A 17,853-nucleotide genomic window follows, 5' to 3' on the forward strand; every position below is an offset into this window, starting at 1 on the left:
TATTTCCTAAAATCAATATGTGCACTTATCCAATCTGCTGAATCGGCAATTGCATACGAATGCATGTGCCTTGATTATTCTTGGCTGAAGATGCCGAAATTTTACCCATATGTGCACCAATAATGGCTTTAACAATGGTTAAGCCCAACCCCGTACCATACTGTCCGCGATCGCCACGTTCCATAGTATAGAACATATCAAAAATTCGCTCTCGTTCATCTTCTGGGATACCCAAACCTTGATCGCTAATCGAAATTTCAATTTCGTTTTCATTGAGTTGTAAGACTTTAATCGTTACCGCTTTATTCTCTGGGGAAAACTTGGCTGCATTTTCCAATACATTAAAAATCGCTTGTTCGATCAAAGCAGCATGAACAAATAGGCTCAATGTTTGCTCTGGTAAATCAACCTCAACAAGACTATGCGGCATATAGCGTTTTAAACGGCGTACCGCTGAACCAATCAACTCATCGACACCAATCCAATCTCGTTTAAGACTTAAACCTTCATGCCCTAGCCGTGTCATATCCAATAAATTCTGAATATAACGATCCAGTCGTTCGCCTTCCAAATGAATGGCTTCCAATAAGCTGTCTTGATCTTGTTCATCCATCGAATGCCGATAATTACTCAAAGTATCAGCTGCACCAATCATAGAGGCTAAAGGTGAACGTAAATCATGAGAGACGGAGGATAACAAGGCCGAACGTAATCTCTCGGTTTCTGAACTGACATTGGCGATTTCCAATGCTTTAGTGAGTTGGGTTCGAGAAATTGCTTGAGCAATATATTCAACCATGGTTTCAGTCAGTTGCTTCTGTTCAGTATTTAAAACCGATACATTTTTAAGAAACTTAACCCCGACCACACCAAAACACTGTTTGGAAGCCAATAATGGTAAAAACCACCAATCATTTTCAGTTAATGTTTGGGTAAACCGTCCCGATGGTTGATGGTTCTTAAATGTCCAATCTGCTGAAATTTTTTCTTTATTGTTAATGACCTCAAGTGATGATATTGATGATTCTGGGAAATAAAACCAGATTTCGGCATTTAAATTTTTACTTAAACTGTTTTCTGCAATCTCCTGCACTTGCTTTAAATCGATCGCGGTAGACAGCTTTTGACCTAAATCCTGCATAATGCTGTTATAACTATTTGCAGTCTTTAAAGCCGTTACCTGTTCTCTCAGTCTCGATGCCAAACGGCTTGAAATCAGTGCAGCGCCAAGGAAAGCAACCACGGTAATAACACCCTGATGTGCAGAAATTTGTAAGGTAAATTTGGGTGAAATAAAGAAAAAGTTATAAGCAAAAAAGAACAACAGCGCTGAAAGCACAGCGGCCAGCATTCGTGTTTTAGATGCCACAAAAACCACAGCGGTGATAAAAATCACCGAAAGCTCTTCAATCCCTAAATACTTTTCACCTAAACTGGCAATCACAATACTGATCATAGTGGTGGATAACACATAAAACATTTCTCTTAAACTTAGAAATGAATGCGTATCTTGAAAAAATGATTGCTGACGATGTTCTGCAAGAATTGGGACGATACTCAATTCAAAACTTGGCTGGTATTTAAGTAATTGATCAACAAAATTTACAACACCGAATGTAAAGGCTTTACGATGTGATTGTGCCAATACCAAAGTTGAAATCCCTCGATCCATCACATAATCAAACAGCGTTTTTGCATGTTGCTGACCATATAGGATTTCAGTCATCCCACCCAATTGACGGGTGAGGTTTAAAGCACGTTCAATTTCTCGACTGGATAAATTGTCTTGTTTTTCGCTTATTTTTGAATCTTTAGAAAAGACCACCACCGTCCAATTTGCCTGACGATTTTCTGCAATACGACAACCTGCCCGAACCAAAGCCTCTGCCTGCCCATTGCCCTCAATCATAATTAAAATATGATTTTTTAGAGGAATTGGCACAAGCCCTTGTATAGCAAAATTTTCTCGAACATCGGTATCGACATGACTAGCAACCGTCTGCATTGCCAATTCACGCAATGCGGTCAGATTTGAACTGTTGAAGAATCTTTGCAAAGCTTGTTCAGCTTGCTCAGGTACATAGACTTTGCCCTGATTTAAACGCTCAAGTAATTCATTAACTGGTAAATCAATTAATCGAATATCACGGATCCGTTCAAAGACCCGATCAGGTACGGTTTCAGTCACCCGAATACCCGTAATTTGATAGACCACATCATTTAAACTTTCGAGATGCTGAATATTCATTGTGGTAAATACATCAATACCCGCATCCAGTAATTCATTAATATCTTGCCAACGTTTTTCATGACGACTATTTGGCATATTGCTATGCGCAAATTCATCTACTAAAACAATACTGGGTTTGCTTGCCAGCACAGCATCAAGGTCCATTTCTTCAAGAGAATGCCCTTGATACTCAATCGTCTTTCTTGGAATGATCACCAAACCTGAGATGAGGTTTTCAGTTTCAATGCGACCATGGGTTTCAACATAGCCAATCACAATATCGATCCCTTGCAAAGCCAGTTCGTGCGCACGCACTAACATTGCAAAAGTCTTCCCCACACCGGGTGCAGCACCTAAAAATATAGTGAGGCGCCCAGACTGATAACGCTGAGTGTGTTGCAGTAAAACATCTGCTTTATTATTTCTATAATCGCTCATCGCCGTCTGCTTGTTTAAAAATTACATCACTGTGCTGTTTCTTTGCGACCCTTCAATACAGCAAAAAACACAGGCCAACAAAGAAACACAGTCGTTTGATTCAAAATGAAATATCTACGATCTAAAGCAAAAGAGAGAATATTGTAAATTTATACGAAAATAAAATCCCAATAATGCCCGCTTTTCAACAATCATAGAGAATCAATTACATCAACACTGATTCATTTCGCGTTGATGATTGCAACCCATTTATTGAGTTCCAATTTGATCCAAAGCCAAATTTAATTCAAGTACATTGACTCTGGCTTGCCCTAAAATTCCAAATGTCGGTTGTATACTATTTTCTTGCAGCAACCTTAGCACATCCTGTTCTGGCAAATGTCTTGCTTTGGCAATCCGTTTTACTTGAATCATTGCAGATTGAACAGTGATTTCAGGATCAATTCCGCTGCCTGAAGCCGTGACCAAATCCGCAGGAATAGCATTTTTTTCAACGTGATCCTGTATCTCAATTTTACTTAAACGTTCCTCTACTGCTTTGTGTAAATCAGGATTGGTTCGTGCCATATTACTTCCTGCCATGGCCATTGGATCATAATTGGCAGCAGAAGGTCGTGGGTGGAAATATTGCGCTTGCACAAAAGGCTGTGCAACCAGTTTAGAACCGACAACGCGGTCATTTTCAACAATCAAACTGCCATTGGCTTGTTGATCAAAAAGAACTTGTCCCAGCCCTGTTGCCGCAGCACTGTAGACAAAACCACATAAACCCAACGCAACAATGGTTAATCCAAACGATGCTCGTGTTAATCCAGCGAATGATGACTCAAGCAATCGATTATTTTCAGTATTCATTTTTATCATCCTCAAAACTCTAAAGTGCCAATAAGGGACTGATCATCAGATCAATCAGCTTGATCGCAATAAATGGCAACAACACACCACCTACACCGTAGATCAGCATATTTCGACGTAATAATTGAGTTGATGTTGAAGGCTTAAACTTCACTCCACGTAAAGCAATTGGAATCAATAATGGAATAATGATGGCATTGAAAATCAGTGCAGAGAGAATTGCACTTTCTGAACTTCCCAAGCGCATCACATTTAAGGTTTGCATTTGAGGAATGGCTGCGACAAATAAAGCCGGTAAAATTGCAAAGTATTTGGAAACGTCATTGGCCAATGAAAAGGTGGTCAATGCACCACGCGTAATCAACTGCTGTTTACCAATCTCAACAACCGACAATAATTTGGTTGGATCTGAATCCAAGTCCACCATATTGCCCGCTTCTTTTGCAGCCTGTGTCCCTAAGTTCATCGCCAAACCAATATCCGCTTGTGCCAAAGCAGGTGCATCATTGGTACCATCGCCAACCATGGCAACCAAATGACCTTTATTCTGTTCATGACGAATACAATTTAACTTATCTTCAGGTTTCGCTTCCGCGATGTAATCATCGACACCTGCTTCAGCTGCAATAGCAGCAGCTGTTAAAGGGTTATCCCCTGTGACCATGACTGTTTTAATGCCCATTTCACGCAAACGAGCAAATTTTTCCTTGATGCCTTGTTTGATTACATCTGAAAGTTCAATCACCCCCAGAATATTTTGATCTTTTGCCACCACTAACGGCGTCGCGCCTTTTGAAGCAACCTGTTCTACCCGCGTTTTAAGCTCACTATGATGTTCAATATTCTGTGAAGCAAATTTAAGGATCGCATCTACTGCCCCTTTACGGATTTGCTGTCCATTTGATAAATTTATACCAGAGATCCGAGTTGCGGCATTAAAGGCAATAAACTCTACCTGTTCAGGTTCAACAATATGCTCCCCTTGCTCTTTTGCCAAAACCACAATGGATTTACCCTCTGGTGTTGGGTCAGCAAGTGAGGTCAATATCGCAGCTTGACGCAGTTCTGACTCAGTCACCCCAGTCAGTGGGAAAAATGCTGTTGCCTGACGGTCACCATAGGTGATGGTTCCTGTTTTATCGAGTAACAATACATCCACATCACCCGCCACTTCGACAGCTTTACCTGATTTGGCAATCACATTGGCTTTTAACGCCCGATTCATCCCAGCAATACCGATTGCAGGCAACAAGCCACCAATGGTGGTTGGAATTAAACACACCAATAAAGCCACCAAGAGAATCGGGTTAATTTCAATTTTTAAGAAATGCCCTATAAAAGGTAAACTCAGCACCACTGCGATAAAGGTCACAGTCATCACAGTCAGTAAAATACCCAGAGCGATTTCATTTGGTGTTTTTTGACGATTGGAACCCTCAACCAAAGCAATCATTCGGTCAAGAAAGCTATTACCCGCTTCAGCCGTCACTTGCACCACGATACGATCGGTTAAAACTTTAGTTCCCCCAATCACACCCGACTTATCGGTACCTGCCTCACGTAAAACTGGCGCTGACTCACCTGTTACCGCAGCTTCATTAATGGTCGCAAAACCATGAACAATTTCACCATCCGCAGGAACCAGTTCCCCAGCACGGACTTCAATCAGATCATTCATTTTTAATAAGGTTGCAGCGACTTGCACACCCTCTAGATCATCCTTAGAACTGAGTCGACGTGCGGTTAAATTTTGACGTGCTTGTCTTAAGGAAGAGGCTTGACCTCGACCTTTGGCTTCGGCAATGGCTTCGGCATAATTGGCAAATAATACGGTGATAAATAAAATCAACGTCACCGCTAAACCAAATACGGTATCTGCTTGACCCGTTAAAGTACTAACCAGTGTTATGATCGTGCCTAGCCATACAATCGCCATCACTGGATTTTTAATTGCATGTTGTGGCAACAATTTAATCAAGGCATTTTTCCAAGCTTCACCTTGGAATAAAGTTGATGATTTATTTTGAGTAGATTGTTTTGAATGATTCATGTTATTCACCCTAGCCTTGTACCAATAACAGCTGATCAGCGATCGGTCCTAAAACAAGGACTGGCATAAATTGTAATAAGGTCAACATCACCACAATAGCAATCAGAGTAAAAGCAAAGGTTGGCGTTTCCACTTTTAAACTACCACTGCTTTCAGGGGCTTGACGCTTTGCAGCTAAACGAGCAGCAATCATTAAAGGAATAATCAATGTTGGAAAACGTCCAAGCAGTAAAGCGATGACACAGCTCACGTTCCACCACACGGTATTGTCCGCTAAACCTTCAAAACCAGAACCATTATTGGCAAAGGCCGAAACATACTCATACAACACTTGTGAAATGGCATGATATTGCGGATTGCTATTGCCTGTAAGTTCAGGGAAAAACAAAGCGATTGAACTTAAACCGAGAATCGTAATGGGCTGAATCAGAATCACCACAGCAAGTAATTTGATTTCCCCTGCTTCAATTTTGCGGCCAAATAATTCAGGTGTACGACCTGTCATCAAACCTGCAATAAATACAGCCAAAAACAAATAGATCATAAATTGCTGTAAGCCACAGCCGATCCCGCCCCAAATCGCATTAATCAGCATATTCGCCAGCGCCACTAAACCTGTTAATGGTGATGCAGAGTCATGCATCATATTGACGGAACCATTGTTGACCTGTGTGGTTATGGCGGCCCACAATGCGGAAGATGCTTCACCAAAACGCACTTCCTTTCCTTCCATGGCATAAATTTGCATCGCGGAAGATGATAGGCTTTCAGACCAAATCGCCGCTGTAGCTGAAACAACCGACATCAGCAACATTGAGCCAAAAACAAAGCCAGCAAATTTTGCGCGTTTGGTTAAAAAACCCAACATAAAAATCACTGCGACAGGGATAAGTAGAATCGCGATCATTTCTAAGAAATTTGAAAATGGCGTTGGATTTTCCAATGGCACACTACTGTTAGGTCCATACCAACCCCCACCATTACTACCCAACTGCTTAATCGCAACCATGGGTGCAATAGGACCCAGTGGAATTTTTTGAGTTTTTAATTCAGTCGATTGGTCAATCACTTGAACTTCTGGGCCACCTTGAAAGGTTGATGGCACACCTTGGCTATTGAGTAATAATGACCAAATCATGCATAACGGAATTAAAAACCGAAAGGTTGGACGAATCACATCGGCCCAATAATTACCGACATTGATTTTTTCAACTTTATTTTGAAAGCTTAGGTTTTGATCTGCTTCAGACAAAGCATTGGATTGCGGATAAAATAAGGCACGGACGGTTGCGACCACCATTGCCAATCCCATCATTGGCGTAATGATTTGCAATCCAACAATACCAACCATCTGTGATAAATATGACAGTTGCGCTTGACCTGAATAGTGTTGTTGGTTGGTATTGGTCAGAAATGAAATCATGGTGTGTAATGCTAAATCCCATGACATATTCGGTGCATTGTTTGGATTGAGTGGCAAACTTGCTTGGCACATAAACAACAGCCAAGTTACCAATCCGATGACGATACAACTCGCGACAAAGCTGAGTGAATAGGTTTTTGCATTCATCCCTTGATCAGGATGTGTACCCAAAACACGATAAATCGGTTTTTCAATCCAGTTAAAAATTGGATCAATTTTCATCTCTCGGTTTTGCATAATACAGGCAAGATATTTCCCTAAAGGAAAAGCCAAAAGCACCACAATCACCAAGACTAAGATAAACTCTAACATGACATTCCCCCCCAACTTGATTGGCTCAAATTAAAAATGTCGATATTGCAATGATTTATATGTTTTTGAAGTACGCATAATTTTGGATGCTGTACTTGTTGATGCGCTATATATTTAGCACTCATCTTTTTCATCCTAAACGCTGGGATATTCCACAACTCAGTATCCGAAAATACTCCGTAAACTCTCTATTTACAGTCAGATCAGCCGCGTAAAAATTTCGTAAAATTTTGTCTTTTTTGATTTATAAACAGCGTTAAATACATTACAAAGGTTCAAATTTTAGAACGCTTGTTTATTTTATTTATGGAAAATTTTGAACTGCTTAAAGCATTGTTTTTGGGGTTAATCGAAGGTTTAACTGAGTTTTTACCGATTTCAAGCACAGGACATCTGATCTTATTTGGTCATCTCATTGATTTTCACTCAGATTCGGGACGTGTATTTGAAGTGGTGATCCAATTGGGTGCTATCTTGGCCGTATGTTGGCTGTATCGACAAAAAATCATCGAATTAATTCGCGGCTTTTTCTCAGGCGATGTTGCAGCCAGACGTTTTGCGATTAATGTTTTAGTTGCATTTATTCCTGCGGTGGTGATTGGGGTCTTAGCAGTAGATTTTATTAAACAAGTGCTGTTTAGTCCTTTGGTTGTGTCTTTTGCTTTAATTATCGGGGGCTTTATTATTTTTGCTGTAGAAGCCAGAAAGTTTGAACCTAAAACCATTGAAGCCACAGACATTACCTTAAAACAAGCAATTCTGGTTGGATTTGCCCAATGTCTTGCCATGATTCCGGGAACATCACGTTCAGGCGCCACCATTATTGGTGGGATGTTGTCTGGTTTATCACGTAAAGCGGCAACCGAATTTTCTTTTTTCCTTGCAATGCCAACCATGTTAGGTGCTGCAACCTATGATTTAATTCGAAATGCAGATGTTTTAACCTCAGATAACCTGATTAATATTTCAGTGGGGTTTGTTGCTGCATTTATTGCTGCGCTTTTGGTGGTAAAAGCTTTGGTCAAATTTGTTGAAAAACATACATTGAGAGTGTTTGCTTGGTACCGTGTGGTATTGGGTATTATTTTATTGTTTGTGTTTTTATAATCATGTGAATTGATGGCAGATAAATTTTAAGTTTGCTCTTTGTTATTTTTATCGTACTGACCCACTTATCTTGTGGGTCTTTTTTTATCTCTTAAATGTTTATATTTAGCTGTGATGGTTATTTAACAGACTTCTTTTATAAATCACTTTTAAAAGCATAAATCAACATAAAAGCGCCCTCATCCTAGCCTTCTCCCAACGGGCATAGGTATCTACACAATTAAATCTATTTAAGTTAAATTGGAGAGCATGCTCTCCAATTTAACATTCCACACTTAGATAACCGATTAGTTAAACGCTACGGACGTCTTGTAAAACTTAATATGAATCCACTTGCTTCATTAGCCCCAGCGCTTAAAGATATTGCCTCTACCCAAAAGACTAGCTTTGCTACCACCCAAGCAGTCTGGCGTTTCTTAAATAACGAAAACGTTTCATTTCAGCAACTCAATCAGCCTATTCAAAAACTTGAGCTTGAACAAATCGCTCTATCGAATCACCACTATGCCTTAGTTGCTCATGATTGGTCTCAACTACAATATTTAAAACATAACAACAAGTTAAGTAGATTCAAAAGAACACATGCAAGTGACAAAGGCTATGAATTACAAAGCAGTTTATTAATTGATGCTGAAACCGGTTTACCCATTGCACCATTAGATCAAACTTTATGTGATGCTACTGGACGTTATTCAACATTTACTGATGGGCATAAAATAAAAGAAACCCATTTAAACGCACTATGTGAACAAATCGAACATATTGAGTCTTTACCAATAGAAAAGAAACTCGTACATATTATTGATCGTGAAGGAGATTCAATTGCTCATCTTAGGTTATTGAATCAACAAGAACATTTATTTCTTATTCGAGGTAAAGAAGGAAATCGTGTTGAATATCAAGGAGAAGATGTTAAGTTAAGAGACGTATCAGACCAAATACCAACTACACAAACCCATACAATTCAATATAAAGGGAATTGCGAACAACTTTATATTGGTGAAACTCAAATCAGTATTACGCGTAATGCAAGACCAATGCAAAAAGACGAAACGGGAAAAAGAATTCCACCACAAAAGGGAAAGTCATTAACCGTTCGACTGATTGTAGTTGAAGTTAAAAATAAGCAAGGAAAATCACTTTCTCGTTGGAGCTTATTAAGTAATGTATCATCAGAAATACCAAGTATAGAATTGGCAACTTGGTATTACTGGCGTTGGAAAATAGAAAACTATTTTAAGTTGTTAAAACAGGCGGGCCATGACATTGAGTCATGGCTACAAACAACTCCGCAAGCGATATTAAGACGACTCTTAATTGCAAGTATGGCATGTGTATTAACTTGGCGAATACAGCGAGAAAATGATGAGAAAAATTCAAGAGTTAGAGTCTTTCTAACACGTTTATCAGGAAGGCAACAAAAAAGAGGAACAAGGGAAAGTGCTCCTGCAATTTTGGCTGGACTGTCAATATTACTGAATACACTACAATTATTATCTGAACATTCGGTTGATGACCTTAAGCTGATTGCTGAAATTGCATTAGAGTCTCTACAAAAAGATGTGTAGATACCAATGCCCAGAGGGAGAAGGAACTTTCAATACCGATATGATTCACTCCACATGATCATTTTTTGATTTATGAAAGATCTTTAATAGTAAATATTAAAAGGCTGAAAAACCAGACTAGAACCCTTAGACTATCTGTATAGGCAAATTATCAATTTAGATAAACAATAACGTAGGTCAAATTAAGAATCAGCTAAAACCATTAAATTCTTTAAATATTTCATCAAGCCTCTGATGAACTAATTTTTAGGTATTTTCATCTTCAGAAATATCTTCAAAGTGTTTATCATCATTAAAACCATTTTCATAACCAAAGTCATTTTGGCTATTAAATGAATATTCACGATCATTTTCAAAGGTATTGTAACTGTGTTGATGATCAAATTTTGCAAGAGAGGCTTTGATATTTGAACGTGGATGGCGTGTAGGCAGAACCGTAGAAATTGAATGTTTATAGATAATTTGCATTTGCCCTACACTGTTTCTCAATAACACAACGTATGAATCAAAAGATTCAATATGCCCCTGTAATTTAATCCCATTGGTCAGAAAAATAAAAACTGGAATATGTTTTTTTCGGAGAGAATTTAACAGTGGATCTTGTAAAGTTTGAATTTTAGACATATTACGCTCCCAAAACTTTTAAATACTTAAAAAATATCGTTTTTAAATAAAATTTATAATTAGACGCATCCTGCGAATTTTACTTTTCTTCCAAAATAGATGAATCAACGCTACCATCTATCCCCTAAGCTTTGAATTTCAACGTGAATATTTATATAGATTACTTACTCGGTGTAGCAGGCATCAGCATTTTTGAATGATCCATCTTCATCATCACATGTGCCATATCAACCCCACTCGATTGTGCGTTTTGCGCCATATCTGATGAATGTACATGCTGTTGTTCTGCATGATCATTATTGGGCTTTTGGGCTTCATTCTGTGCATTACAAGGCTTTAGAGAACATTGCATTTTTACTGCTGCTTGAGGATCAGTTTCATTTGGTGTTTTAGAAGCATCTGCCCAAGATTGAGTTGCAATCATTAGTGTACCCATACAGAACACTTTTATTAAACTTCGACGTAAAATCACTCGCATTTGTACCTCTCCAAGCTTGAGATTCTTACTCGTACAATAAAGCGCGCTATTGAACATTCAGATGACTTGAAAGTGACATTTATGTAATCTATATCTTTCTTAAGTTTTATCACGCTATTATATTTTAAAGAGTATTCTAGGAATCGAACATGAGAATATTATTAGTCGAAGATGAGCAAAAAACGGGTGACTACCTTAAACAAGGTTTATCTGAAGCAGGTTATATTACTGACTGGGTTACAGATGGACTCACAGGTAAACAATACGCACTTTCTGAAGATTATGATGTGATCATATTAGACGTCATGTTACCGGGGGTAGATGGCTGGCATATCATAGAAGCCGTTCGTAAGAACGGAAAAACCATGCCTATTTTATTCTTAACAGCGCGAGATCAAATTGAAGACCGCGTAAAAGGCTTAGAGTTGGGTGCAGATGATTATCTGGTAAAGCCTTTCGCTTTTGCTGAACTTCTCGCAAGAATAAAAAGTTTACTGCGTCGAGGACAGCAAAGAGAAGACAGTAACTTAATTAGTATTGCCAATCTTGAACTTGATATCAGAAAACGACGTGTAACGCGTGAAGGACAACGTATCGACCTGACTGCAAAAGAGTTTGCATTGATGGAACTATTTATGCGGAGACGTGGAGAAATTTTGCCTAGAGCACTGATTGCCTCTCAAGTCTGGGATATGAACTTTGACAGTGACACCAATGTTGTCGAAGTTGCGATTAAACGCTTAAGAAATAAAATTGACAGTAACTTTACGCCTAAACTGATTCAGAATATTCGAGGAATGGGGTATGTGCTAGAGGTAGAAGATGAGGCGTAAGCTGTTCAATGCGATCAGTTTTCGAATCGCGATTCTTTTTTCCCTCTCCACAGTAACGATTTTAATCCTCATGGGCTTTGTGATACAGCTAGGGGTTTCGCAGCACTTTGAAGATGAAGATCGGGTATTACTTGAGGGAAAAATTCAGCTGATACAAAATCTCTTACAACAAAATCCAACCAATACGCCTGAGCTTAATGTGGCATTAAAAGATTCACTGATTGGACATGATAATTTGATTGTGCAAGTTGAACGTCCGCTGAATCAAATGGTATTTAATTCCGCACAAATAGCCATCGCGCCACAAGTCATTGCGAATCCAGATCTGAATCAATGGATTAAATGGAAATTACAAGATAAAAGTTATCGTGGACTGGTCTATCAAAATATTTTTGAAGAAGATGAAGAAGCACAATCTACCCAAATTGTTGTTGCGATTGATACTTCAGAACACATGCTCTTTTTAAATGAATTTAAACATCAGCTATTTTATATTTGTTTAATTGGTGCACTATGTTTAATGTTTTTAGGATGGTTTGCTGTTTGGCGAGGATTGCGTCCGATCAAAAAAATAGCCGAAGTTGTAGAAGGTATTTCAGCGCAAAATTTGTCTGAGCGTTTAGAAATTGAGCATACTCCAACAGAATTAAAATCATTGACGATCGCCTTTAATGAAATGCTTGATCGTTTAGAGTCAGCTTTAGAAAAACTTTCAGACTTTTCATCGGATCTTGCACATGAAATTCGCACACCGATCAACAATTTAATGACGCAAACGCAAGTGTGTTTATCCCGCAGTCGAGATATAGATGCCTATAAAGAAGTCTTATTTTCGAACTTAGAAGAGTTTGAACATCTAGCAAGAATCGTTTCAGATATGTTGTTTTTGGCCAAAGCAGAAAATGGTCTTAACCTTAAAAACGTACAAACCATTCATTTATACGAAGAATTCAACACTTTGTTTGAGTTTTATGATGCTTTAGCAGCAGAAAAACATATGACATTTCATCTGGTCGGTACTGGAAAAGTCAATGCAAATATTGCGATGCTACGCCGTGCGCTGAGTAATTTAATCTCCAATGCAATTAAATATGGCAAGTCGAACTCTGTCATTCAAATTAAATGTCAACAAACAGCAGAGCACACCAGTTTTTCAGTTGAAAATGAAGGCCCTACCTTATCCCCTGAACAATTATCTCGACTGTTTGACCGTTTCTATCGAACAGATGCCTCTCGCCAACGTGTTGAAGATGGTACAGGTTTAGGACTTGCGATCACCAAGTCTATATTGGCCTTACATGGTGCAAGCATCCAAGCAGAATCACGAGATGGTTTAGTGATCTTCACGGTGATTTTTAAAAATGAATATCTTCCAACATGATATACAGAGCAAAAGTATCTTAAATAAAATCACATCGTCAAGCAGCTGTTGAAAATGCAGCTGTAAAAAGTTGAACTATAGCTCAATTATTAATAATAAATAAACCTTTTCGACTAATACGTGTTTAATTTGCCTTAAAAATCTTTTAAAATTCACTATTGTTTAGTTTTACTAAATAACAAAAGTGTAATTTTAAAGTCATTCTGATGTATATCGCCCTCTTTAATAATCAAGGTCTAAACACAACAGTAAAAGGAACATTCAATGAAATTCTCACAAAATAACATGACCAAACTGCGTAATGCCTTGTTTGGTGTAGTGATACTCATTAGCGCGACCAATGCTATGGCTCATGTTGATTTAACCAGCAGTACACCAGCAATGAATGCATCCATTACGACTGCACCTAAAAGTTTAGTGCTTAATTTTAGTGGAGAAGTCATGTTAATGAATATTAAGGTACTGGATGCACAAAGAACCAATATTCCACTTAACTATAAAGTGAATCATGATCTAAAAAAAATATTTAATGTTCCTGTTCCCGCACTTAAAAAAGGCAAATATTTTGTTGTTTGGACAACAATGGGCAAAGATGGGCATAACATGAACAATGAATATAGCTTCACAATTAAATAAAACCAAAGAAATTGAAGATTGACGAACAACATTTCAGCAAGCGACTGAACTGTTGTTCGGGTGTGTTGGCATTTTATCAATGATCTGAGTTGTCGCAAACTGAGACAAATTGTCAACAGACTCGAATAAAGGAAAAAAATAATGTTCGAATTCTGGATCTGGTCAACTTGGCTAACAAAAATTACCTTATATCTCAGTACTGCTTTTATGATTGGTGGTGCTTTTTGTTATTTTTTACTTTGGCGTTATACCAGCATAAAAGTGACACTACTCAAGTATATGCATTTAGGTGCGACATTAGGTCTGGTTGGAAGCACTTTAGGCTTTTTTATTTTGGTAGGTAGCTTTGCCAACGCGGGGCTTTCTGGCATTTTTGATCAAACCTATCTCAATATCCTTTTAAATACAGACACTGGGCAAATACACATTGTCAGAATCATCAGTTTTGCCTTAATTTTTCTGCTTTTAACGATCAAGTTGAGCAAAAAAACCACCCATATTGCCACTTTTGAAAAAATACTATTTGCGGTATTGCTTATCCCTATTCTTTATAGCTATTCCCAAATCGGGCATGTCACCAACTTAGCATTTTTTGCTCAAATTCTACTCAGCATTCATGTGTTTTTCATGTCGTTATGGATGGGCTCACTCTATCCGTTATGGAAAATGAGCCATAAAATCAGTGGCCGATCATTAAGAAAACTCATGGAGGCATTTGGGCGAATTGCAGCTTATGTTGTCGGAATATTAATTCTCTGTGGTATCACAATTGCATTATTTTTATTTAAAGATTTGAATACCTTAATCTATACCTCCTATGGTCATGGTTTTGTTCTTAAACTGGCATTTGTGGGGAGTATTTTATTACTTGCTGCTTTCAATAAATGGTTCCTTACTCCACGACTTGAAGAACCTTTATTTGCACAATATTTAAGTTGTGCCATTTTATTTGAAATGTATCTGGGTTTATTGATTCTACTCACCACCAGTTACATTACCACAGTGGTAGGGATTGATTAAAAAATACGGATATGAATCATTGAATTGAGAGCATTATCTTGCGCTATAAACAAAACAATGTATTGTTCTTTCCCAGATAAAAAATGATCATTTTGAATAAATTATCTGGGTATTGAAAGTCCCTTCTCCCTCTGGGAGAAGGCTAGGATGAGGGCGCTTTTATGTTGATTGATGCTTTAAAATTATTGATAAAAGAAGCCTTATATAAGCAATAATGAACTATGATTAAAACAAAGAGTATCAGCAAAACATCGTTCAAGAAAATATATTTTAGGGGCTGTTCATAAACTAAATTTATATTGACAACAAGGTGTTATAAAAACTTGAATTGTTTTACTTGACCTTACCATTATGTCAAAGTTTAGGATTTAGATCATGGAATAAGACTTATAGGTATGACTTATGGAAAATAGATCACATGATCGTGTTTCTGATTTGAAAAGCAGTTTACAAATCAAAGGTATGAGCTGTGCAAGTTGTGTTAGTCGAATAGAAACAGCGCTTAAAAAAGTCGATGGTGTAACTCAAGCATCTGTGAATTTAGCCACTGAACGTGCAGAAATTACATCTAACACTCCCATTGACCGAGAGGCATTGATCAAAGCTGTTGAACATGCGGGATATGAAGTTGCTGATGCAGCCACTGAATTATCAATTGATGGAATGACCTGTGCCTCATGTGTCAGTCGTGTTGAAAAAGCGCTAAAAGCCGTTCCCGGTGTTAAAGAGGCAAATGTAAATCTCGCAACTGAACGTGCAACAATCACTGGTACTGCCAATGTTGCGGCTTTAATCGCAGCGATTGATAAGGCGGGTTATGATGCCAAAGAAATTCAAACCGCTATCCCAGATCAAACAGAACACCTAGAGAAAAAAGATCAAGAACGCGCTGAACTAAAACGAGACCTTATACTTGCCACTATTTTTGCGTTACCTGTTTTTATTCTAGAAATGGGTTCGCATCTTATTCCAGGCATGCACCACCTGATTGCTCAGACCATCGGGATACAAAATAGCTGGTATTTACAGTTTATTCTGACCACACTAGTTTTGGTGATTCCGGGTCGAAGATTCTATATCCACGGCTTACCCGCTTTATTGCGTTTAGCGCCAGATATGAACTCGCTAGTTGCTGTAGGTACCTTGGCAGCTTATCTATTTTCCATCGTCGCGACATTTATACCCAGCATCCTACCTGCTGGAACAGTCAATGTTTACTATGAGGCAGCTGCGGTTATCGTTGCCTTAATTCTACTCGGTCGTTTTCTTGAGGCAAAAGCCAAAGGAAGAACCTCAGAGGCAATTCAGCGCTTAGTCAGTCTACAAGCCAAAGTGGCACATGTTTCTCGTAATAATCAAATCGTAGATATTCCAATCGATCAAGTTGTCGTAGGTGACTTTATCATTGTCAAACCGGGTGAACGTGTTCCTGTTGATGGAAAAGTCATTGAAGGCAAAAGCTTTGTAGATGAGTCAATGATTACCGGTGAACCGATCCCTGTCGAGAAAAAAATAGACAGTGAAGTGGTCGGTGGCACTATCAATCAAAATGGCACATTAAGCTTTAAAGCTGTCGCTGTAGGCGGCGAAACCATGCTTGCACAAATCATTCGTTTGGTTGAGCAGGCACAAGGCTCGAAAATGCCGATTCAAGCTGTAGTTGATAAAATCACCTTATGGTTTGTACCAGCTGTAATGGCTGCCGCTGTACTGACGTTCTTGATTTGGTTGATTTTCGGCCCTTCCCCTGCTTTAACATTCGCATTAGTCAATGCTGTTGCTGTACTGATTATTGCCTGCCCTTGTGCGATGGGTTTAGCAACGCCAACCTCAATTATGGTCGGAACAGGTCGTGGTGCTGAACTCGGTGTACTGTTCCGTAAAGGCGAAGCATTACAACTACTGAAAGATGCCAAAGTTGTTGCTGTAGATAAAACAGGTACATTAACCGAAGGCCATCCTGTACTAACAGATTTTGAAGTCACTGAATTTTTTCAACGTGATCATGTCTTAAGTATGGTGGCAGCCGTTGAATCACGTTCTGAGCATCCGATTGCTAAAGCCATCGTAGATGCTGCAATCAAAGAAAATCTGACCTTACCCAAAGTGAATCAATTTGATTCTGTGACCGGTATGGGGGTCTATGCAGCTATAGATGAAAATGGAGACATTCATATTGGTGCTGATCGTTATATGCTGCAACTTAATATTGATATTTCACCTTTTACAAGTGCAGCGCAACGTTTAGGTGACGAAGGTAAATCACCGCTTTATGTAGCAATTAATGGCAAGTTGGCAGGGATAATTGCAGTTGCAGATCCAATTAAATCAACCACGCCAAGTGCCATTAAAGCCTTACATCAACTCGATCTTAAAGTTGCGATGGTGACAGGTGATAACGCCCGTACAGCACAAGCCATTGCTCGCCAGCTCGGTATTGACGAAGTGATTGCGGAAGTTCTACCTGAAGGAAAAGTCAAAGCGGTACAAAGCCTAAAAGCAAAATATGGCAATATTGCATTTGTTGGTGATGGGATCAATGATGCGCCCGCTTTGGCTGAAGCCGATGTCGGTCTTGCGATTGGTACAGGTACGGATGTTGCGATAGAGTCGGCAGATGTTGTATTAATGTCAGGTAACTTGCAAGGTGTTGCCAATGCCATTGCACTATCAAAAGCCACCATCGGCAATATTCATCAGAATTTATTCTGGGCATTTGCTTACAATACCATGCTGATTCCAGTTGCGGCTGGGCTACTCTATCCTGCTTATGGCATCCTGCTTTCACCAATATTTGCAGCAGGTGCAATGGCTTTATCCAGTGTATTCGTGTTGGCCAATGCCTTACGTTTACGTCGTTTTCAACCCGCTTCTACTTTCGAGTAGAAGCTTGTAGAG

General features: G+C 38.9%; 13 protein-coding genes. 7 read left to right on the plus strand and 6 right to left on the minus strand.

Annotated elements, in window-relative coordinates:
• Window positions 1-25: 25 nt before the first annotated feature.
• From F981_RS12630 to kdpA, 4 genes are all read right to left on the minus strand, one after another.
• A complete protein-coding gene (locus F981_RS12630; RefSeq protein ID WP_004722102.1) occupies window positions 26-2,668 on the minus strand; it encodes a sensor histidine kinase in 2,643 nt (880 codons plus the stop codon).
• Between the two features lie 249 nt (window positions 2,669-2,917).
• The gene (gene kdpC, locus F981_RS12635) at window positions 2,918-3,523 is read right to left on the minus strand and encodes a potassium-transporting ATPase subunit KdpC (RefSeq protein WP_004722104.1); all 606 of its coding nucleotides are present in this window, start codon (window positions 3,521-3,523) and stop codon (window positions 2,918-2,920) included.
• A gap of 19 nt (window positions 3,524-3,542) precedes the next feature.
• Window positions 3,543-5,573: a potassium-transporting ATPase subunit KdpB gene (gene kdpB, locus F981_RS12640; protein WP_004722105.1), complete on the minus strand. Its 2,031-nt coding sequence runs from the start codon at window positions 5,571-5,573 to the stop codon at window positions 3,543-3,545.
• 10 nt (window positions 5,574-5,583) lie between these two features.
• On the minus strand, window positions 5,584-7,308 hold the full coding sequence (kdpA, locus tag F981_RS12645) for a potassium-transporting ATPase subunit KdpA (protein ID WP_004722108.1): 1,725 nt from the start codon (window positions 7,306-7,308) through the stop codon (window positions 5,584-5,586).
• A 306-nt stretch (window positions 7,309-7,614) separates the two neighbouring features.
• Here kdpA and F981_RS12650 point away from each other — a divergent pair, with 306 nt between their 5' ends.
• Both F981_RS12650 and F981_RS12655 read left to right on the plus strand, forming a co-directional pair.
• On the plus strand, window positions 7,615-8,415 hold the full coding sequence (locus tag F981_RS12650) for an undecaprenyl-diphosphate phosphatase (RefSeq protein ID WP_004722111.1): 801 nt from the start codon (window positions 7,615-7,617) through the stop codon (window positions 8,413-8,415).
• Window positions 8,416-8,738: 323 nt separating this feature from the next.
• Window positions 8,739-9,983, plus strand: coding sequence for a transposase (locus F981_RS12655; protein WP_004722112.1), 1,245 nt, complete (start codon window positions 8,739-8,741; stop codon window positions 9,981-9,983).
• Between the two features lie 246 nt (window positions 9,984-10,229).
• Here F981_RS12655 and hfq read toward each other — a convergent pair whose 3' ends face one another.
• A complete protein-coding gene (gene hfq / locus F981_RS12660) occupies window positions 10,230-10,607 on the minus strand; it encodes an RNA chaperone Hfq (RefSeq protein ID WP_004722114.1) in 378 nt (125 codons plus the stop codon).
• A gap of 160 nt (window positions 10,608-10,767) precedes the next feature.
• Window positions 10,768-11,085 carry a hypothetical protein gene (locus F981_RS12665; protein ID WP_004722115.1) on the minus strand — a complete coding sequence of 106 codons (318 nt, stop codon included), beginning with the start codon at window positions 11,083-11,085 and terminating at the stop codon, window positions 10,768-10,770.
• Between the two features lie 149 nt (window positions 11,086-11,234).
• Between F981_RS12665 and F981_RS12670 the strand changes: the two genes are divergently transcribed.
• From F981_RS12670 to F981_RS12690, 5 genes are all read left to right on the plus strand, one after another.
• Complete coding sequence (locus F981_RS12670) at window positions 11,235-11,918, plus strand: heavy metal response regulator transcription factor (RefSeq protein WP_004722117.1); 684 nt, start codon at window positions 11,235-11,237, stop codon at window positions 11,916-11,918.
• A complete protein-coding gene (locus F981_RS12675; protein WP_004722121.1) occupies window positions 11,908-13,299 on the plus strand; it encodes a heavy metal sensor histidine kinase in 1,392 nt (463 codons plus the stop codon). The genes F981_RS12670 and F981_RS12675 overlap by 11 nt, the downstream gene beginning before the upstream one ends.
• Window positions 13,300-13,563: 264 nt before the next feature.
• A complete protein-coding gene (locus tag F981_RS12680; protein WP_004722122.1) occupies window positions 13,564-13,935 on the plus strand; it encodes a copper resistance CopC family protein in 372 nt (123 codons plus the stop codon).
• A gap of 138 nt (window positions 13,936-14,073) precedes the next feature.
• Window positions 14,074-14,955 carry a copper resistance D family protein gene (locus F981_RS12685; RefSeq protein WP_035372209.1) on the plus strand — a complete coding sequence of 294 codons (882 nt, stop codon included), beginning with the start codon at window positions 14,074-14,076 and terminating at the stop codon, window positions 14,953-14,955.
• A 402-nt stretch (window positions 14,956-15,357) separates the two neighbouring features.
• Entirely contained in the window at window positions 15,358-17,841 is a 2,484-nt protein-coding gene (locus F981_RS12690) for a heavy metal translocating P-type ATPase (RefSeq protein ID WP_004722126.1), read from the plus strand.
• Window positions 17,842-17,853 lie beyond the last annotated feature (12 nt).

Source organism: Acinetobacter guillouiae CIP 63.46 (assembly GCF_000368145.1).
Lineage (GTDB): Bacteria > Pseudomonadota > Gammaproteobacteria > Pseudomonadales > Moraxellaceae > Acinetobacter > Acinetobacter guillouiae.